This is a genomic window from Archangium gephyra (assembly GCF_049060025.1).
Classification (GTDB): domain Bacteria; phylum Myxococcota; class Myxococcia; order Myxococcales; family Myxococcaceae; genus Archangium; species Archangium gephyra_A.
The window spans coordinates 1586072-1605778 of the sequence record NZ_JBMEQQ010000002.1; the positions used below are offsets into that span (position 1 = coordinate 1586072).

Consider the following 19707-nt stretch of genomic DNA (forward strand, 5'->3'; position numbering starts at 1 on the left):
CTACTTGGCGCCGGGCAGCTTGGGCATTTCCTTCGGCAGCTCCGGCATCTTGATGCCTTCCGGAGGCTTCGCCTCGGGCGCACCCTGCTCTTCCTGGGGCAGCGCGGGAGGCGTCGAGTCGCTGAGGATGCGGCTCACGGTCAGCTCGATGTCCACCGCGGTCGTCACCGGCGGGCTGAGCAGGAGCTGCCAGTTGCCGTCCGGGGCGGTGAAGAGGAAGGAGACGGCCAACGCGCCCTCCTTCGGCGTCTTCACCTGGAAGCGCTGGATGGTGCCCGGGTAGATGACGGACGTCTGCAGCACGGTGTTGTCCGGGGCGCCCACCTTGGCGGCCACCTCGGAGTACGCCTCGTTGGCGTACTGCTTGGGGTCCACCTGCCGGACGAGCATGTACATGGGCCGGCCCAGGTTGGTCCCGGGAGGCGATTTGATGCTGAGATTGACGTGACTCGGGCCACAGGCCCCCAGCAGCGCGAGCGCCGCCAGGGCCGTCAGCCGATACATGCGTGCGCTCATCGCGGCACCTCCCGGAAAGGCACCCAGGGGTCTCCCTTGAGGCCGAAGCTGATATCCAACCCGCGCTTGCCCACGCCGTTGCCCTGCAGGGCGAGGCTCCACTGGCGGCGCTGATCATTGGTGAGGGTGGCCTCCTCGAACAGACGGAAGCAGCTCCACGCCGAGCGGTTCCACGGCAAGGACAGGTACTGGGGAGCGTCGCGCGCGGGCGAGCGCATCTCCAGCACGATGGAGGACACCTGCTGATCCCACCAGCTCAGGGGGAACTCCTGCCAGGTGGGGCTCTGATTGAAGCCATACGCGGTCGTCTTCCCGCACTTGAGGGAGGACATGGTGACGAAGACACCGGTGATGGGCGGCGCGGGCAGGGGCTGGGGCTGCACCTTCAACATGAGCGGCCGGGGCCGGCCCTCGTCATCCCACAGCAGCTTGGACAGGCGGGACAGGCGGCTGAGGGTCAGCAGCAGCTCGTCCGGCATGGTCAGCTTCTCGCGCAGCGGACCGCGCAGCGACCACTGCGTGCCGCGCTCCACGGTGACGCGGGAGAACATCTGGTCCACGTAGTGCCAGAAGGCACCGTCCTTGCGGCGCAGCACCTCCAGCTCGCCCGGATCCACGTCCTCCTTGGAGTCGGGGTTGAAGGGGTAGCGCTCCAGCATGGGCCGCAGCATGCGCCCGGCGGCCTCTTCCCACTGGCGCGCCAGGGTGCTCTCCAGCTCCTGCTTGCCCAGCTTCTGCACCTGGAGGAAGGGCTTGAGGAAGGGCTGGCGCAGATCGCCGGTGATGCCCTGCGTGTCCAGCCACTCCTGGGCCTTGCGCAGGTAGGAGCCCTCCTCCTCGAGCAGCATGGACAGGGCCACCTTCTCCAGCGGGGTGAGCATGTCCGCGAGGCCTCCGCGGTGCCGTCCTGCTGCGCCTCGCCCTCCGCCTCCTCCTCCGGGGCCTTGCCCTTGGCCGCGGCGGCCGCGGCGGCGTCCTTGCCAGCGGCCTTGTCCTGGCCGGGCCTGGACACGGCGTCCAGCTCGTCATGCATCTGCGCCACCAGCGCATGGTACGGGGCGAGCGCGGCATAGAAGCCGCTCTTGTCCGCCGTCATGAGCTGGACGATGGGGCGGAAAGGCGCCACGGCATTGCGCAGCGGCTCGTAGTAGGGCCCCTCCAGCGGCTCGAGGTTGGCCCGGTGGGCCACGTCGCGCAGCATGTCCACCTGCTCCGAGGACGGCTGGGTGAGCCGGGACAGCGAGTCGAGAAGCTGCCTGCGCGGCACGTTGAAGTCGTAGCCCTTGATGGTGTGGAAGAGGCCGTCGCGGTAGCCCTGGGAGAAGCCGTTCACGCGCTTCTGCACGTAGGCCTCGCGCTTGGCGGCCTCGTCCAGCGGGAGCTGGGCGTTCTTCAGGCGCTGGGTGAAGTCATCCACCAGCGGCTTGAGGTCCGCCTCGAAGGGCGTCCGGGTCAACACCATCTGCCCATCGCGCACGGAGGCATGGGCGGCGACCCTCAGCTTGCCGTCCTTCTCGTAGGTGTCGAGCAGGGCCTGGAGCAGATCCCGCGAGAGCTGGGGCGGGCGGAACTCGAAGGACTGCTGCAGCAGCTCGATGCGGTACGGGCCCTTGTTCTCTCCCGTCAGCCAGAGGCCATCGCGGGTGAGCAGCTCGGAGGGCGTCATCTTCCCCACGGCCTGGTAGCCCGCGTAGGCCTCCTCCTCCATGCGCAGCACGGCGGCGAGCGTGTCCCGGTTCGCCCTGAGCCAATCGAGCACCTGGACGGTGGTCTCGATGCCCTCGAAGTGGCGCGTGTTGACCTGCACCGCGGAGGCGTCGAACAGGTTGAGCACGCTGGGCAGCGAGGTATAGACGTCGAGGTCCGCGAGCTGCGCCTGCAGCCGCTCGCGCTCCTCGCGGCGCAGCTCCAGATCGGGCAGCCCCTTGTGCCCGGCCTCCAGGGTCTGCCGCAGGGCCAGGAGGTGCTCCACCCACGGCTTGAGCTGGCTCTCGAACGTCAGCCGCTGCGGGTAGGGCCAGCAGGACCAGTCCTCGTCCGCGTTGTTGGAGATCTGCACGGCCCCGCGACGGCAGGGCGGAGTGCGCTCCCAGGGCTCGTCGCTGGCGAGCACGTAGGTGGCCACCAGGGGCTCACGCAGCTCCAGCGCGGAGATCCACGTGCGGGTCTTCTCGACGTTGGAGGTGGCCGCCGTCGCGGACTCACCCTCCCGGAACTGGCGCAGGAAGCGCGTGTGCTGGGGCTGGACGCTGGAGCTGCACGAAGGAGCCCAGGCTGTCCCCATTGGAGGCGTGGAGGGTGGCCAGCAGGTAGAGCACCTGCTCGGGGCGGCAATCCTTGGGCTGCTTGCGGCAGTGCGCGAGGGCGGGCCGCAGGTGGCTCTCCCGGATGCCCCGGGCCAGCCGCTGACGCAGATCCAGCATCTCATCGGGGAAGCTGGAGCTGAGCGGCGGCCACCAGCGCGTGGCGCGGTTGAGCTGCAGCAGCGCGTCCGCCGCCTCGTTCACCTGTTGCTCGACGACCTCCCCCCTGCCCTCCAACCCCTGCTGGCGCAGCTCGGCGATCGTGTCCTCGAAGCGCTGCAGCTCCTCCTGCGCCTCGCCCAGCAGCGAGTAGAAGTGGGCGTACGCGGCGATCACCGGCAGACAGCCCACGGCGGCGATCGTCACGGCGCGCCGCAGGTGGGTGCGCAGGTAGTGCTGGCGCAGCGACTGGGTGGAGCTCTCCTCGGCCACCACGGACAGGGTGTCGCTGGCGCGCGCCTCGGGCGTGCGCGAGGAGAAGAACACCCGGGTGATCCGGGGCTTGTAGGAGAGCGTGTCGCCCTCCAGCAGCGCGGAGACGAAGCGGCCGAGCGCGGAGAACGAGCGTCCGCCCTGGGAGTAGAAGTGCTCCAGGCGCTCGAAGTCGTCCACCGGCAGCGAGGTGAGGCCCAGGGCGAGGTACTGCTCCTGGCCCTCGAGCAGCGAGGCCAGCCGGCCCTCCTCCCCCGCCTTGGGGATGTCGAAGGACAGCGGCACGCGGTGCTTCTTCAGCAGCCGGGCGAAGTCCTCGAAGCCCTCCAACCCGTCCATGTGCGTGAGGCACAGGCGGGTCTCCACCGGGCCGCCGCGGGCCTCGGACATGATGTTGAGCTTGCCGCGCAGCAGCTGGGCCATGCGCCGCTGTTCGTCGGGCGGGGTGTCCGCCAGCCAGCGCACGTCCAGGGCGATGACGGCCAGACCCTTCTGCCGGTGGCTGAAGCACTTCTGCCACATCCGGCGCAGGGCGCCGCGGGCCCCGAGCGACTCATCCTCGAGCAGCGGGGCCGACACCTCCTGCACCACGCAGTCGGGCCCCAGGTACACCTGCAGGAGCGCGTCCGCGGTGTAGCTGGGAAGGAACTGGCGGGCCTGGCGTTGCCAGTCCACGTCCAGGCCGATGAGCTCCGTCTTACCGCTGCCGGCGGGCCCGAGCACCACCACGTTGGGCAGGTCCACCACGGCGGCGCGGTTGGCCCAGGGCAGCCCCGACAGGAAGGCCTGGCGCACCCGGACCAGCCGGTTGGAGTCCATCGGCGGAGGGCCGCTGGAGGCCGGATCCCCGGCGCGCCGGCGGCGCCACCACGGCACGAGCCACTTCACCGTGGCGTACACGAGGAACGCCACGAGGGCGATCACGAGTATCCAGATGAGGTACGGGCTCACCATGTCCCAGAGCTTGCCGAGCTTCGTCGCGCTCGACTTGACGGACTGGGCGCCCGTGTTGAGGGAGTTCACCCCCGCACTGAGCGCCTTGGTCGGATCCCCGGCGGGAGCCTGCGCCATCACCACATTGAGCAGCTGCGACTCCACGGCTCATCTCCCCCCGCGAGTGCTCGTATTGGAGCGGCCAGCTCGCGCGGCCAGTTGGAGTGCCTCCAACACGTCTTCCAGCTCATCCAGCGACTGCAGGAGCTTCTCGTGCCGGGCCTCGTGCTCCTTGGGCGCCAGCCGCGTCTCCCCCGCCTCCGGGAAGAGCACCGCCACCCCCGCGCGCACCTCGGCCAGCAACGGCTCCACGCCCGCGCTCAGTCCCCCGAGCCTCGGTGTGGATGATCTTCTCCAGGCGGCCCAGTTGCGTCCGGGCCCCTTGGAGTTCCTTGATGATCTGCGCTTCGGCCCTCATCGCGATAGCCACCACAGTAGCACCGGGACGGTCACCACCACGAATCCGGACACCGCGTAATAACGCCACGGGAAGGCGTGGACGAGCGGCTGTTGGGCCACGGGAGTCGGAAGGGCGGGCATCGCCTCGGGCGTGGGGATGCGAGCGGCCAGGCGCTCCTTGTACTCGCGCAGCCGGGCCGTGTTGCCCGCGTAGCGGCCCTCGAAGCCGGCGGTGAGGCAGAAGTGCAACAGCTCGAAGACGAGCGGCGAGGCCCCGCGCTGGACGAGCTTCTCGTCGGCCACCTCGTAGAAGCGATCGCCGCCCGAGTCGATGCCGTACAGCCGGTACTGCAGCAGGGGCCAGTCGGCCTGCTCCATGTCCGCGAGCCGGCGCAGCACCAGCTCGTCGACGAGATAGACGAAGGGGCGCACCGCCTCGTCGATCTCCTCGTCACGGTAGGTGCCGCCGAGGGCCTTCTGCAGGACGCCCACTTCGGCCAGGAGCAGTTGCTGGAGCTGGTTCAGGCCCTGGAGACCCACCCGGACCTGGGTGCGCTCTCCGCCCGCGGCGGGCTCGGGAGGCAGGGATTGATCCAACAACGAGCGCACCTGCCGGTGCGTCCGGAGGATGCTCTGCCAATGCTCGAGTTTCATGAGGATACCTTGAACTGGAAGGGACCAGCCCCCGCTACGGTGGGCCGCAGCACCACCGAGGCCTCAGCATTCCACGCTTCCAGGAGCTGGTGCACCTGCTCGAGGAAGCAGGCAACCAGGGGCTCGGCACTGGCGTCGAAGGGCTCCAGCAGCAGCTCGTAGACGTGCAACAGGCCTGATCCACGCAGGGCGCCGTCCGGGGCCACCGTGGCCTTGAGCTCCCGGAGCCAGGGGATGACGCGGCGGAAGGGCTCCTCGGAGGGGGTGCCGAGGTAGCTCAGCAACGCGGCCAGCTCATTGCGCTCGAGCGTGGACTTGACCTTCCAGGCGAGCAGCCGGGTCAGCCCCGCCACGTCGTTGCGCAGCGTGCTCTCGCGGTGCGCCTCGAGCCGGCCCACGAGCTGCCAGCCCAGGCCCTCCACATGCCGGCCCGGGGTGGAGACGGCGAGCCGACCAACGGCCTCGGAGACGAACTGCGGCTGGTACCAGAGCGCCTCCACCAGCAGCTTGCGGGGCTCGCGGAAGGCCTCGGGCATGCGCACCAGCAGGCTGTGGCGGGCGCGCAGCTCCTCGTCGAGCGACTCGTCCAGCTCATAGCTGGGCCCCTCGCCGGGGAGGAAGGCGGGACGCATGGGCGTGCGGCCCGTCTTCTCCAGCACGTACACGCCGGTGACGGAGTGCAGTTGCAGGTCGCGCCCGGCGGTCATGCCGCGGATGGGGTACTCGGAGCGGGTGCCGTCGGTGACGATGGGCTGGGCGGGCTCGGCCTTGAGGTTCTCCACCGGCACGACGAAGGGGTGGAGGAAGTCCGGGTAGCTCGAGCGCCCCACGGACCAGGACTTGTCCAGGTCCAGGCACAGGCTGAAGCGGGTCCACTCCTTGCGGTGCGAGGGCACCGACACGTGGAGGAAGAGGCCCTGCTCGGGCATCTGGAAGAAGGCACGCACGCGCTGCAGCGGGTGCTCGTAGGCGCCCGCGTCATCCAGCTCGCCGGGGGCGTTGCCCAGGGAGAACTCGCACGGGAGGGGCTGGGAGGACTCGTTGGCCGGCGCGTCATACACCACGCCCACCTGCGTGAGGTGCTGGCGCAGCGCGTGGAAGACGGCCAGCGAGGGACGGTACTCGTCCAGGTGACGCACGTGCAGGCTGAAGAGGCCCACCGGATCCCGGCGCGGAAAGCTGGACTCGTAGCGGAGGATGAGCCGCCAGCGTCCGTCCGGCAGACGCACCACCTCGGTGCCCGCGGAGGAGATGGGGAGGATGCGCAGGTGGCGGCGGGTGCGGAAGGTCCCGGCCATGCCGTGAGCGGGCGACAGCCGCAGCTCGGTGCCCCGGGTGAGCACCACCGTCTCGGTCATCTTCTCCGCGGGCAGCGCCTGCACGAGGGCCACCGCCGGCAGCGGCTGCAGGAGGAAGTCGAAGAAGGAGGAGAACAGCCGCAGCCAGGTGGAGCGCAGGTTGTGCTGCGTGGCCAGGCGCGTCTGCACCGAGAAGAAGGCCATGGACTCGATGAGGCGCCGCACGTGCGGATCCTCCCGGTCCATGGGCACGGTGGGGTACGAGCCCAGGAAACGCTGCCGGAAGCGCTCGAGCGCATCCAGCTCGTTGAGGTAGTCCAGGTACACCCGCTCCGACGAATCGCTCACCGCACCCTCATCATCCCAGCTTCACGAGCGAGCCGCCGACGGTGGTCATCGAGCCCTTGAGATCGGCCATGCCCGAGGACTCGAGGCCGAGCTTGGCCTGGGCGGCCACCTTGATCATCGGGGCGGCCAGCTCCGCCTGGGCCTTGGCGGCCATCTTCAGGTTGACGCCCTCGATCTTGTTGTCGCCGCCGGTGGCCGTGAAGCTCGTCTGCATGCCCTTGAGATCGAGGTTGGTGGCGGCCTCGATGGCCACCTTGGCATTGGAGGACAGCTTGGCGTCCTGCGTGGCGCTCTGGGTGAGCTTGGCGCTGGAGGTGAAGGTCATGTCCTTGGTGCTCTCGACCTTGAGGATGTCCTGGCTCGCCCAGCTCGAGGCCTTGGCGGACTTGAGGGTGAGCGTCCCGGTGGCGTCCACGGTGAAATCCTTGCACGTGATGGTGACGCTGTCCTGCTTCTGGACGTAGGTGCTCGTCTCCTCGGAGCCCTTCACGGTGATGGTGATGCTCGTGCCATCCATCACCACCGTCTGGGTGATCTGGTCGTCGGCGTTCTCCACCTTTACGGTGACGCCTTTCTCCTTGTCCAGCTCAACGGTGCAGACGAGCTTGCCCATGGTTCCTCGCCTTCCTGGTGGGGAGCCGGGGCCCCCGCCGCTTCACGACTGCTCTTCCTTCACCTGGATGAGCAGCGTGCCCTCGTCTAGTTGGATCTTCTGCGTGTCCTTGGCGTTGGTGCGCTGCATCAGGAACACGGGCTTGTCGTCCGTGTAGAAGTGCTTGAGCGCGGTGCCATTCTCGGGCGTCTTCCCCACCAGCAGCTGCACGCCCTGCCCGTCCTGCGGCATGCGCGCGCCGGTGCGCCAGTCCAGGAAGCGCTTGATCCACGCGCGCTGGAAGTCGAGCCCCACCAGCACCCGCTCGCCCTTGTAGGCGGGGAAGTAGAAGTGGCCGGGCAGCAGGTTGGGGTTGAAGGGAGCGGGGATGATCTGATCGGCGAAGAGAGGGATCTTCACCTTGTACCCGTCCAGGGACGTCTTCGAGTCGGTGTAGGCCTGCCAGGTCTCGTCCTGGTCGGCGCCCTGCTCGCTGACGATGAAGCCCTCCACGTAGCGCGGGTAGGCCGGGGGCTGCCAGGCGGGCAGATCCACGTGGGGATCGTCCTTGCGCTCCAGCCGGGTGCTCATGCGGAAGGAGAAGAGCGCACTGGGATCGTTGTAGACCTCTTCCTGGCCCTGATCGTCGGACACCTCACCGGACACGTGCAGGCTGCGGACGCGGAGGGGTTCGCCCGCCGTCAGGCCCGCGGCGCCCCAGGCCGCGTTGTCCGGCAGCTTCACCAGGGCTCCCGGAGCGAACGTCTTCTCGGGGAAGGAGCGCCAGACGAGCTCCATCTCCGGGCTGCGCCACTTCAGCCGCGCCGTCTCCAGGTCCACCCGGGCCTGCACCTCGTCCGAGATGGGGGTGCACAGCAGCACGTCCTGGCGGATGCCGGCGACGGCCTGCTTCTGCGTCACGGGCTGGGTCTGGGGGCTCTCGGCCGTGGCGTTGAGCACCGTCACGTCATGGCGGATGACCTCGGGCAGCAGCACCTCCAACCCTTGCAGGTTCTCATCCACCAGGTTCAGCGGCGTGCCCGAGGTGTCCTTGGCGGCGGCGAACTTGTAGCCCTGCGTCGCGTAGTCGTAGGTCCACACCCCCATGTGGCCGTGCACGTACCAGAGCACCCAGTCGTAGAAGCTGGCCCCCTTCTCGGGGTCCAACCCCACGAAGATCAGGGCGTGCGAGGTGCCCAGGCCCGCGTCCCAGTCATAGGCGAGGCGGATCTTGTCACCCTTGTGGGCCTCCAGCACGTCCTTGAGCGTCTTCGAGGTGTAGAGGGCACAGGGGTAGTGCTGCCGCCACAGCACGCGCGCGGCGTCCTGGAAGCGGATGCCATAGCGCCGGTGGAGGATGACGCTGGCGCCGCTGGTGGTGGGGACGACCTCCTCGACGAGCGTCTTCTCGGTGACGAGCCCCTGCACCTTCAGCGCGGTATGGGACGGCTTCGTGGAGGCCTCGGCGAGCACGGCCTTCACCTCGAGCGACACCTCGACCAGATCCGGCTTGAGGAAGTCCGCCAGCAGGGCGTCCTTCTCCTTGCCCCCCTGGGCCGAGTTGTCCGTCAGCAGGAACTCCACCTCGCCTTCCAGGCCCCAGCTCCACAGCTCCAGCGCGAAGCGCTTGATGCTGCCGGCGATGATCTCGTGGGCCTTGCCCGCGATGGTGAGCGTGAGCGTGACGGTGAGGCGCTCGTCGAAGGTGTGCTCCATCACCCCTCCTCGTCCTCTTCCACCCGGACCTGGCCGCTCACGGTATGGAAGAGGAGCCGCAGTGTGCAGGGCGCACCGTTGAGCTGGCCGGTGAGCATGAAGTGCAGCCACAGGCCGGAGTCCCGGCCGCGCAGCTCCAACTCCGGCTCTTCCAGGCGCGGCTCGAACTGCCGCACCGAATGCAGCAGCTCACCGGAGAGCGTCGCCATCAGATCCCGGGTGCCGAACTTCTCGGTGTAGCGGCCCACACCGAAGCCCTGGACGAAGTAGCCGAAGCCCTCCTTGGTGTTGAGCACGGACTCCAGGTTCTGCCGCACCAGCGCCAGCTCGCCCTGGGCGGAGCCCGAGCGCTGCCAGGGGCTGGTGAATTTGTCGAGGAAGGAGGGGCGTGCCATCTCAAGCCCTTCGCCAGAAGAGGAAGACCTGCGTGCCCTGGAGCGACGGGGTGGCGTAGAAGGCCATGCCGTTGTCGCGCTGGGCATACTGCCACTCCTCCCCCATCGACAGCTTGTACCAGGAGATCTCCGGGCCGAAGGCGTGGGGGAAGGCGGGGTGCGGCACGTGCTGGAAGGGAATGCCCCGGAGCGCCAGCCGGCGCACCGCGGGCAGGCGGGCGGGGCTCGCCACCTTCACGCCTTCCATGGAAGGAGGCTGGCTGGGGTCCTCGCTGCGCACCAGCAGGTACAGCTCGCTCTGCACGCCCTCTTCCAGCGTGGGCAGCGGCGAGAGGACGAACTGCCCTTCCTTCTGGTCGAAGGGCTTGTAGGTGAGCCGCGTGTCCTCGGGGCGGAAGGCCCGGTTGAGCAGCGTCATCCACCCCCACAGCCCCTCGGCGGGATCATCGTGGAGGTAGGTGGGCATGTCGCCGGCGGGCTCCAGCTCCAGGTAGCAGCACACCTCGAAGTAGAACTGGCGCAGGGCGGCGAAGAAGACGTACGGGTGGGGGCTGATGCCGTTGCGCATGTCGGTGCGCAGGGCCTGCAGGCGGTGCACCTCGAGCAGGGTGCGGCGGGCGCTCGCGAGCCGCTCTCCCCGCTGGTAGCTGTCCAGCAGCAGCGTGCGGAGCTGGCCGTGCGCCTTCTCCAGCAACATGTCCAGCTCGGCGAGCAGCCCGTTGAGGAAGGGATTGGGGCCCACCAGCAGCAGCGGCGGCACCTTCCGCGTCGCGGGGCGCCAGGAGCCATCGAGATTCTTGGAGAAGGACACCAGCTCCAGGGTGGAGAGGGCCCGGTCCACGGACTGCTCGCTGGAGAGCTGCAGCTTGCGCAGCACGCGCTGCACGTTGGGCGGCTCATCCGCGTAGAGCGGCACACCTTCGGTACCGCGCGTGTCCTCCAGCAGGTGCAGGAAGACGGTGACCTCGGCGCGCCCGGTGGCCTCCAGGGAGAAAGAAGGCAGGGCGGCATTGCCCGGCACGTCCACCAGGAAGCCTCCCGGCAGGACGGCGGTCAGGGAAGAGATGGAGAGACTGCCCTCGGCCAGGAGCGCTTCGCTCCACGCGAGCACGGCAATGCCCGTCTGGGGCAGCCCGGACAGCCCGGCGTGAACCCGCGCCTCAGCGGAGAGGGACTCGTCCTGGGCGCGAAAGTGCTCGGGAAGGAGCGTCTGGCCAACCTGCCAGCGGACCCGCGCGAGCTTGTGGTGCTGCATGGTCGGGATTCCTGGGGGTGAAGGGTCAAAGAGGCCGTCTCGCTGGAGGCTCTCCAGCCCCTCCCAGGCGGGACTCCAGCGTACCCTCACCGTCACCCTGGCAGGAGGAACGCGTCCTCCTGCCAGAGGACCAGCGGGTGGCTGGCGCGCGGTGACTACGCCGCGGTGATGCCCCACTGCTTGGACAGGTTCTTGCCCACGCCCGTGGCCATGTGCACCACCTGCTCCTGGGTCTGCGGCTTGATGCCGATCTGCAGGGTGAAGTTCTCGGGCGACTGCACCTCGCGGGACGGATCATCCGCCACCGTCAGGTTCAGGTCGTTGCCGTTCTTCTCCAGGATGCCCTTGAGCTCGGCATCCGAGTGGTTGGACTTGAAGTACTTCTTCTCCCGCGGGTCGTACTCGTAGACCACGTAGGTGAAGGAGACTTCCATGTTGGTCCAGTCGGTCAGCAGCTTGGCCGCCAGGGACTGCTTGTTGGCCGTGGAGACCTGAGCGGACAGGTACATGGCGTCCGTGGTGCCCGTCTCCCAGAGGTAGTGGCTGAGCACGCCCACCACCTTGTCGCCGAGATCCGCACCCGGCTGCTCCGGATCCTTGATCGTCGTCTGATCGGCGGCCAGCTCCACATCACCGACCATCAGCTTGGTGATGTAGCCCACCGGCGTCTGCTTGTCCTTCTTGAAGTTGAAACCCTGGTAGATGTCCAGGGACTTGGCGTACTGAGGCATGTCGCCCTCCTTCGGTTGATGGGGTAGGGACTACGACGGGGGCCTGGTCATCCCAGGCGGGACTCCAACATCAGCTCCACATTGAGGCCTTCGAACTGGATGTGCGGGAGCACGGCCACCTTGCAATCATACCAGCCAATCTCCCCGGGGCGCGCCTCAACCTGCACGGCCACGGATTTGAACGGGAAGCGCCGCAGCGTCAGATCGTCCGGGTTGGTGATCGTGGTGACGTAGCCCGACAGCCACGACTCGATCTGCCGCTGCACGTAGCCGGCATCGGCGGTGCTGCCGATGTTGTCGCGCTGGATGCTCTTGATGTAGTGCGCCAGGCGCGTGATGGAGAAGGTGTAGGCCAGGTTGGTGACGAGCTGCGAGTTCTCGGAGTCCTTGGGGTCCTTGAACTTCTTGGCCTGCTTGATGGACTGGGTGCTGAAGAAGGCCGCCTCGCCCGTGGACTTGCGGTACACCAGCGGGATGAAGCCGTTGCGGGCGAACTCGTACTCGCGGTAGTCCGGGATGGCGATCTCCACCGGCGCCTGGATCATCTTCTGGCCGCGCATGGTGAAGGAGTCCACCGGCAGGCCCGTGACGAGACCGCCGCTCTTGGGACCACGGATGGACTGGCACCAGCCGGACAGCTCGAAGGCCTTCACCAGGTTGCGGCCCATCAGGTAGGCCGTGTTGCCCCACAGGTACTTCTTGGAGTCACCCTGGGCGTTCTCCTTGAAGTTGAGCACCTCGCAGGGGTTGCTCTCGGGATCCCACGGCAGGCGCACCACGTAGCGCGGCAGCGTCAGGCCGATGTAGGCGGCCTCTTCCTTGTCGCGCAGCTCGTGCCACTTGCTGTAGCGCGGGTGGCTCAGCACGCCATCCAGGTTCTTGAGCGACTCGAGCTGCTCGACGCTGTCGCAGTCGAAGAACTTGGGGCTGGCGGCGGCGATGAACGGGCAGTGCGCCGCGTTGGCCACCGTGCCCATGCGCTCCAGCCAGGTGAGATCCGCGCGCGAGGCGGTGAAGTCGTACAGGCCCAGCATGACGCCGTAGGGACGGCCGCCGAACTGGTCGTACTCCTTGATGTAGACCTTGTCGAAGAGGGCGCTGGAGAAGAGGCTGCTCGAGTTCTTCTCGAAGTCCTCGGCCAGCTCTTCCTTGGCCACATCCATGATGTCGATGGTGATATCGGCCTGGAAGTTGGTGTTGTTGACGAGGTCCTCGAGACCGCGCCAGGCCGACTCCACCTGCTGGAACTTCTCGTGGTGGAGGATCTCGTTGATCTGCGCCTCGATGAGCTCATCGATGCGCGCGACGGCCTTGAGCACCTCGCCCTTGTCGAAGCGGATCTGCCCCGCCTCGTCCTGGACGGGCTCGACGTTGTAGAGCAGCGCCGCGAGCGACGACATGAAGCGCTCGTCGCCCGGGACCTGCACCTCGTTGAAGGTGGCGGGCACCAGGCCCGTGCCGATCATCGGCGAGGCGCTCGTGGGCATGTCGAGCCCGCGGACCTTGAACAGCTCATTCAGGTAATTTTTTTCGACGGCCATGGGAAGAAGGTTCCTCGGCGTGGAGAAGGGAGCGTGGGGGGATCAGGCCTTGGCGGCCGAGGTGCCGGCGGCGAGCGCGGGCTGGTCAGACTGGGGCTTGGCCGGCGTGGGCAGGCGCATGGAGGCGTAGCTCTTGAGCTCGTCGCTCTCCAGGACCTTCTGCAGCTGCTCCTTGTTGGAGAACAGCTCGTAGAGGGTGCGCCGCAGTTCCTTGCGGTTGTCGATGTCCGACTGCATCTCCATCATGAGCTTGCGCAGCAGCATCAGCGCCTTGAGCTTGGGCACATGGTGGACGATCTCGTCCGGGTGGAAGGACTTCATGCGATCGATGGGCAGCTCGACCTGCATCTTCCCCTGGCCATCCGCGCTGACCTTGTCGTCCACCTCGAACGAGATGGACATTTCCATGTCCTTCATCAGCTCGTTGATGTTGGAGCCGGTGACCGAGCGCATGGCGCGCTCGTCGAGGTCCATCTGCCGGTCCTTGGAGCTTCCCCTGCGAGAAATCACCAAGCACCACGACGCGGAAGGGCAGCTTCACGTCCTCCGGCTGGCCGTTGATCTTGGTGCGGTAGACGAGCGTAATACGAGACTTGGGCAGCTTGTCCTGGATGGGCACGGCTTCTCCTTACACCGAGCGGTCTGCATCCCTGGAAGCCCCCTGCGACTCCCCCCACCACCGCAGGACACAGCCCGCTGTGTTCTGGGGTGGCAGTCTAGGGAGAAGCGATTGCAGGGGTCAAGGGAGGTTCCCCCCGCTCACGAGCTGCCGAGCGAGGCAGAACGCGACGTGTCACCCGAAAACAGGAGAACCTGTCGGGTCTCTACCGGGGCGCCATGCAGCGGATCGTAGCCCAGGTGGCTCTGGCGCTCGATGCGCAGGAAGCCCTCCTGATCGCGCAACACGAGGATCACGGTGAGCATCAACACCGTCTCGGAGAGCAGCGGCAGCAGATCCGCCTCGAGGCGGCGGCGAGCCTCGATGGCCCAGGGAACACCGCTGCTGCAGATGGGCTCGTCGGCGAAGATGCGCACTTCCATGCCACCGGTGGGGATGGAAGCGAAGCCGCCCATGGCGCCGCCCTCTCCGAGCGCGCTGGCCCCCAACCGCATCGCGGGCGCGGAGACCTTCTGCTGGCGGACGTCGCGGCGAACCGCCAACTCCGTCTCGGGGAAGACCTTGCGGAAGAGCCAGTGCAGGGTGCTCTGGCAGGTGGGGCGCATCAGGCGCAACCGGTCCTTCGCCGCCTCCGGCCACCCGGGCAGTAGGGCGCCTTCGCGCTCCGGGTACAGCCCGGCGAAGCACTCGCGCAGAAGCTGGTGATCGAAGAAGCCGATGAAGCGCTCGAGCCGGTCATGGTCGAGCTGATCCATCGTCTGCATCATGAAGGACGGCAGCGGAGACTGCGCGCTGAGCAGTCCCACGTTCACCGTGATGATGATGCGCTTGCGCGGCTGGTGGATGAACTGGATGTCGTGCACCAGGTGCGACTGGTGCACGGTGGTGCGGTGGCTGCGGTACTCGATCTCCGCGTCGCCGTAGCCGGACGCGTTCAGCACGTCCAGCAGCGCCGGGACATCGAAGCCGCGGATGCGCTCGCGGATGCGCCGCTCGAGCGCGACGTCCATGATCTACTCCCCTCCCCCATCCGACCCCGTGCCCTGCGCGAGGAAGGTCTCCAGATCCACCCGGTAGAGCTGATCCAGCGCGCGGAAGGACAGCGTCTCGGTGCTCTGCAGCAGCGGCTCCACCTGCTCCGCGTTCGTGCTCAGCCCGGCGAAGAAGCGGGAGAAGAGCGCGGGCAGGTACACGCGCGGATCGAAGTGCTCCACCACGTTCAGCACGTCGGCCGCCACCACGCTGGCGCGCTGGAAGTCCTGGCGCGCGACGAGGGTGTCGAACGCGGCCAGCTTGAGCATCAGTTGGGTCAGCGCGGGCGAGACGGGCATGGTGGGGCCGGCCGACGCGGCGGCGGCGCGCGCGGGCCTGGCCGGCCGTGATGAAGCCGGGGCCTCCTCCTCCACCGCCTCGGGCTCTTCAACGGGCTCCTCCGGCTCGGGCTCCTCCAGCGGGGCCGGGGAAGGCAGCGACTGCAGGTGGCCCTCCAGCCACTGGGAGAGGCGGCGGAACGGAGCTTCACAGCCGTTGCGCGGCATCGCCCTGCCGAACGCGGAGAAGATCTCCTCGCTGAGCGTGAGCGCCTGCTCCAGGGGCTCGCGGTTGGAGGGGGCGCTCCAGCGCTGCCACGTCTCGTCCTTGAGGCGCTCGTGGTGCTCGAGGTGCTTGTTGAGCACCTTGAGCATCCAGCGCAGGCCGCCATCGGCGAAGACGTCCTTGCGCTCGCGCGGTCCGAAGAACTGCCAGTTGATCAGCAGCGTGCGGGAGAGCCCCTGGAAGACGACGGGCATCGCCTCCAGGCCCCCCTCGATGAAGAGGCCGAGGAGGTAGGGGCCCACCAGCCGCACGTCGTAGAGCTCCTGGCGCAGCAACGCCTCGGCCGCCCGCGCCGCATCGAGGTAGGCGCTCTTGGAGACCAGGCCGTTGACCTTCTCCAGCCGGTCATCCGAGCTTCTCGAGGTCTGGCGCCTCGGCGGCCAGGAGTTTGTCCAGCAGGTTGGGCTGGAGGGGAGGAGGAGGAAGGGACTTCGCGGACTCAGCCATCTTGCACCGTGAACTGGCCAGGGGAGACGACCTGGATGACGCCGCCCCAGTTGCACATGAGTTTGCAGGTGCTGTCCACGGCCGGCATGTTGCCGATCAGCAGCTTGGGGCAACCGGGAGCCCAAGGAGCCGCCGTGGCGGGCACGCAGGGCATGGGCGTGAGCACCCCCATGGCCGCCGCGGTGGCCGCCGCCACCATGGGGTTGGCCAGGGACATGCACATGCCGAAAGGCATGATGTTCATCATGGGCTTGTTGTCCATGATGTTGGCCGCGGGTGTCGTGGCCAGGATCTTGTTGGTGGGAAGCACCACCAGCGATGAAGGAGCCGCTCCGAAACTGCACTGCAGCATGGCCCCCATGACAACCTGGACTCCCATGGAGCACTCCGTGGCGAAGGTTCGCGCGGCGCGCCATCGTCACACACCCGGCCCTCCCTTTTCCAGCAGATGCCTCGCAGCACGTTGAGGGCTTAGGTGCGCATGGGCTCCCTTCCCTACCCGCTCTGTGCCATGGCTGCTCATTCCCGGGGAGAAATGACGCCAATCCGGACGAGGAACCGGGCCTTCCGCTCCAGATCTCGCTGCAGATCATGCAGGTGCCGGGCCGTATCGCGCACAGGCGCACTGGAGGGCTGGCTCACCGGCACCGGCGCGGGCATGAGCGGTGGAGGACTCATGATCCGCCGCTGCTCCGGCACTGGCTGCGGTGCATCCCGCTCGACCGGAGCGCTCCGAGCCTTCCCAACCAGCGCCCTCCGGACCGGGAGCAGCGGCACGCGCTCATCGACAGCGCGGCCGTAGAGCCACGCACCGCACCTCCAGAGCACGTCGTAACGCTGGTTCAACAGCGTCCAGAACCGATCGCGGATCTCGATGACCCTGACGAGCGACGGCGCCCCGCTGTCGCTCTCGACCCCTTGCTGCCCGAGCATCACGCGCAGCTTGCCGGCGAGCTGCTCCGCCTCGGCGAGGTCGGCTGCAACCACCGGCGAGTGGCCGGCGATCCTCGCCTCGTTCCTTCGAAACAAAGCGACGAGCGCCAGACAATCCTCCAGGGCATCGTGCTGCGCGCGGAGCCAGATCTCATCGATGTCGGCATCGGGAAGGAGGCGGGCCTCGGCGAGGGCGTCGGCGGCCTTGCGCAGCTTGCGGCGGAGGTCTTGAGTCCGCTCGAACAGCTTCCCGAACGAGGCAGCCTCAAGCTCGCGGTCCACCTGAAGCGCGGCGAAGGCCAGGCCCTGGGCAAGCCGCGGGAGCATCGAGAGTTCCACGACGTTGATGTTGGGCAGCCTGCCGACGACCACCGTCCCGCTGCCCAGCACGTTCTCCACACCGCGCATCACGCTGTGGTAGACGAGTGCGATGTCGGCGCAGCACTCCTCGACGAAGCCCGGCTCGATGGCCTTCGCTTCGGCGAGGAACGTGTCATAGGCGGCTTGCGAGCTGATGCTTTCGAGATCGGAGGCGTCCACCACGGCACCGCTCTCGGCTGTTTCCGGCCTGCCGCCGTCTTCCTCTGCCATGCGAGCAGATTATCGGGCGTGCTCCGGTGCCGCAACGCACTGTTTCCGAGAGTAGGGCTCGGCAATACGACAGGTGGAACCCGATCGAACGGAGTTCCACTACCTCGACGAGCACCGCTGGCGAAGCGCCAGCGCGAGTTGCAAAGGGCAACACGCGCGGGCGTTTGGAGTCCCCAGTCAGTGCTCCGACTCACTGGGGACTCTGGCGAACAAGGACTCTTCTGCCTAGAGTTCGCAGAAATCCTGGAAGTCTTCAGGGTTGTCCACGGCGGTGTTGTTGAGTTCCGGGTTGAAGAATTGGGTGTCGACCCGGGTTGAGCCCGCCACGCGGCCGTCACTCACGCAGATAGGATTGCCGAGCGCCTCGCGGAACGTGCTGTTGGTGATGAATGGGCCAATCTCCCGGTGCACGGTCACATTGCCTGAACCGATGATGCCCGATTCGGGATAGCCTTTTTCAAAGGTGCCCCCGTGGGTGACGAGCACATGATCCAGTCGGCTCCCCTCGGCCATCCAGAAGTGGAGCCCCCACCAATGTCCCCGGGGGGCGGAAGAGACATCAGGGACGAAGCGGATGGGCGCCGCCGCCGTTCCCTGGGCGAGCAGGATCCCCGGCATTTCGTTCGGACTGCCGCCCACGACGAATGCCGTGTCTGCCTGGAAGCGCAGGTCCGTCCCCGGCGGGAGGGTCAGTGTGGGCCTGTTATAATAACCCACATATACGCTTCCAGCGATGACGTACGGAAGTCCCAGATTCGGCCACGTCTGGGTGGTGACAATCCTCCCTCCGTCGATCTTCACCATATCGAGAGCGTTGCCTCGCAGCTTGCTGTCCGTGGGCATGCTGCCAACGGTATTGGCCCCTCCAACGAGGGCGTAGGAGCCGTTCTCGGTCGACGTGATCCGTGCCGAGCCCTCGCCAAAAATGGCCTGGCTGATCATGACGATACCGGCGCCCTTCCCTCGTCGCGCAACCACGTCAGAGAGAACGAAGGAAGCAAAGCCGACGTCGGGCTCTCCCGCGTAGATGTTCAGGTTGCCATTTTCATTAAAGCGCTCACTCGAATCGATCTCCGCGCCAGCGTATTCGAAGATGGCATGGTGAATGTGGCCCGCGTTGGAGGGGGGGGTTAGCACATGCACGCCCCTCCAATGACCGGGAGTGGGACTGGCCGCGTCGGCTGTGAAGAGCACCGGCGCGTCGGCCGTGCCGTCCACCTTCAGGATGCTCTGGGGGACGGGGTAGCCCACGACCAGCTGGGCGTTGGCGCCGAAGCGCAACTGCGTCCCGGCGGAAATCGTGAGTGTCACCGCGGAGATGGGATTCTCGACGTTCATCAGCGCGGGGATCACGAAGGGAATGCCCGGATTGGGCCAGGTCAGGGTGCGGGAGACATGGCCGTTCAACTCCACGGCATTGGGAGAGTTGCCGCTGAAGGCGCCCCCCATGGGGAAGGAGTCGGCCCGGCTGGCGCCCAGGCGCACCGCGTAACCCGCGCTGCCCGAGACGGAGAGGCGGGCCGAACCGGCACCGAAGGCACTGCCGTCATCCGCCACGAGCACGCCCACGCTTCCACTCTCGCGCACCGAGACGTCGCGCAGCACGGGGGCGGCCTGCTCACGCACGGAGACGCAGGCCCCCTCGCCCCCGGCGGCTCCGCAGCCACTCACCGTGACATGCTCCAGCGTCGAGGCACTACCCAGGGTGGAGAACACCAGGCCGCGCCAGGAACCACGCGCGGCCCTGGCCTCAGCCTCCAGCACGATGGGCGCCATCTGGGTGCCGCGGGCCAGGAGCGCGCCGTCGGTCATGCGCAGCTCCGCGTCCGGGGCGAAGCGCACCACGACGCCCGCCTCCAGGGTGAGTGTGGCGGAGGCATCCACCACGAGCTGCCCACGCACCAGGTGGGGGTTGTCGGCCTCTCGCCACGTCTCCGCCGTGGTGATCGAGGTGGAATGGACGGTGGGGTCCTTCGGGGTGACGTTGATGGTGGCTTCACCCTGGCGGGTGACGTCACCCGCGGTGGCACTGGCGCGAATGACCACGGGGCCGCTGGACACGGCCAGGGTACTGGCCTTGCCCATGGCATCCACCCTGGCCATGGCCTCATCACTGGACGTCCAGGTGTAGCCGGAGACGCTGAAAGGCTCGCCCTTCTGGTCCGTGGCGCTGGCGGTGCACTGCACGCTCTGGCCGGCCAGCACGGTGGCGGGAGCGCAGGAGACGGAAATCGCGCTCAACTGAGCGGCCGGCTCCGGGGGTTTGCCCGGACAGGCGCTGAGCACCAGGAGTGCCGGCAGCCAAGGGAGGCCGTTGCTGTACTTCATGGGGTATGGGCTCCTTTCAA

Annotated in this window: 18 protein-coding genes and 1 pseudogene; all 19 read right to left on the reverse strand. The window is 67.6% G+C overall.

Translation table 11 applies throughout. The features are described 5' to 3' along the window. The 19 genes and pseudogenes from ACN28I_RS07070 to ACN28I_RS07160 all read right to left on the reverse strand — a co-directional run bounded on the left by ACN28I_RS07070 (nt 1) and on the right by ACN28I_RS07160 (nt 19687). The gene (locus tag ACN28I_RS07070; RefSeq protein ID WP_420941341.1) at nt 1–516 is read right to left on the reverse strand and encodes a hypothetical protein; all 516 of its coding nucleotides are present in this window, start codon (nt 514–516) and stop codon (nt 1–3) included. Further along, nucleotides 513–1397 carry a hypothetical protein gene (locus ACN28I_RS07075; protein WP_420941342.1) on the reverse strand — a complete coding sequence of 295 codons (885 nt, stop codon included), beginning with the start codon at nt 1395–1397 and terminating at the stop codon, nt 513–515. Before ACN28I_RS07075 ends, ACN28I_RS07070 begins: the two co-directional genes overlap by 4 nt. Before the next feature lie 1320 nt (nt 1398–2717). Further along, on the reverse strand, nt 2718–4349 hold the full coding sequence (locus ACN28I_RS07080) for a hypothetical protein (RefSeq protein ID WP_420941343.1): 1632 nt from the start codon (nt 4347–4349) through the stop codon (nt 2718–2720). A gap of 3 nt (nt 4350–4352) precedes the next feature. Then, entirely contained in the window at nt 4353–4556 is a 204-nt protein-coding gene (locus ACN28I_RS07085; RefSeq protein ID WP_420941344.1) for a hypothetical protein, read from the reverse strand. A 102-nt stretch (nt 4557–4658) separates the two neighbouring features. Next, the gene (locus tag ACN28I_RS07090; protein WP_420941345.1) at nt 4659–5297 is read right to left on the reverse strand and encodes a DotU family type IV/VI secretion system protein; all 639 of its coding nucleotides are present in this window, start codon (nt 5295–5297) and stop codon (nt 4659–4661) included. Beyond that, nucleotides 5294–6943, reverse strand: coding sequence for a type VI secretion system baseplate subunit TssF (locus ACN28I_RS07095; protein ID WP_420941346.1), 1650 nt, complete (start codon nt 6941–6943; stop codon nt 5294–5296). The genes ACN28I_RS07090 and ACN28I_RS07095 overlap by 4 nt, the downstream gene beginning before the upstream one ends. Before the next feature lie 10 nt (nt 6944–6953). Beyond that, a complete protein-coding gene (locus tag ACN28I_RS07100; protein WP_420941347.1) occupies nt 6954–7556 on the reverse strand; it encodes a hypothetical protein in 603 nt (200 codons plus the stop codon). A gap of 42 nt (nt 7557–7598) precedes the next feature. Beyond that, complete coding sequence (locus tag ACN28I_RS07105) at nt 7599–9251, reverse strand: hypothetical protein (RefSeq protein ID WP_420941348.1); 1653 nt, start codon at nt 9249–9251, stop codon at nt 7599–7601. Continuing rightward, nucleotides 9251–9646 (reverse strand): GPW/gp25 family protein, encoded by a 396-nt coding sequence (locus ACN28I_RS07110; RefSeq protein ID WP_420941349.1) that lies wholly within the window; start codon nt 9644–9646, stop codon nt 9251–9253. Before ACN28I_RS07110 ends, ACN28I_RS07105 begins: the two co-directional genes overlap by 1 nt. A 1-nt stretch (nt 9647) precedes the next feature. Continuing rightward, nucleotides 9648–10901: a type VI secretion system baseplate subunit TssK gene (tssK, locus tag ACN28I_RS07115; RefSeq protein WP_420941350.1), complete on the reverse strand. Its 1254-nt coding sequence runs from the start codon at nt 10899–10901 to the stop codon at nt 9648–9650. A 155-nt stretch (nt 10902–11056) separates the two neighbouring features. Further along, nucleotides 11057–11632, reverse strand: a complete 576-nt coding sequence (locus tag ACN28I_RS07120) for a hypothetical protein (RefSeq protein WP_420941351.1) — start codon at nt 11630–11632, stop codon at nt 11057–11059. 47 nt (nt 11633–11679) lie between these two features. Beyond that, nucleotides 11680–13173 carry a type VI secretion system contractile sheath large subunit gene (tssC, locus tag ACN28I_RS07125; protein WP_420941352.1) on the reverse strand — a complete coding sequence of 498 codons (1494 nt, stop codon included), beginning with the start codon at nt 13171–13173 and terminating at the stop codon, nt 11680–11682. A gap of 42 nt (nt 13174–13215) precedes the next feature. Continuing rightward, entirely contained in the window at nt 13216–13647 is a 432-nt protein-coding gene (gene tssB / locus ACN28I_RS07130; protein ID WP_420941353.1) for a type VI secretion system contractile sheath small subunit, read from the reverse strand. 70 nt (nt 13648–13717) lie between these two features. Beyond that, nucleotides 13718–13792, reverse strand: a pseudogene (locus ACN28I_RS07135) (type VI secretion system contractile sheath small subunit); the annotation flags it as partial. A 140-nt stretch (nt 13793–13932) separates the two neighbouring features. Beyond that, nucleotides 13933–14802 (reverse strand): hypothetical protein, encoded by an 870-nt coding sequence (locus tag ACN28I_RS07140; RefSeq protein WP_420941354.1) that lies wholly within the window; start codon nt 14800–14802, stop codon nt 13933–13935. Between the two features lie 3 nt (nt 14803–14805). Further along, nucleotides 14806–15729, reverse strand: coding sequence for a type VI secretion system protein IglI family protein (locus tag ACN28I_RS07145; protein ID WP_420948586.1), 924 nt, complete (start codon nt 15727–15729; stop codon nt 14806–14808). A gap of 98 nt (nt 15730–15827) precedes the next feature. After that, nucleotides 15828–16214 carry a DUF4280 domain-containing protein gene (locus tag ACN28I_RS07150; RefSeq protein WP_420941355.1) on the reverse strand — a complete coding sequence of 129 codons (387 nt, stop codon included), beginning with the start codon at nt 16212–16214 and terminating at the stop codon, nt 15828–15830. A 140-nt stretch (nt 16215–16354) separates the two neighbouring features. Next, entirely contained in the window at nt 16355–17359 is a 1005-nt protein-coding gene (locus tag ACN28I_RS07155) for a hypothetical protein (protein ID WP_420941356.1), read from the reverse strand. Between the two features lie 225 nt (nt 17360–17584). Further along, complete coding sequence (locus ACN28I_RS07160) at nt 17585–19687, reverse strand: hypothetical protein (RefSeq protein WP_420941357.1); 2103 nt, start codon at nt 19685–19687, stop codon at nt 17585–17587. Nucleotides 19688–19707: the final 20 nt, after the last annotated feature.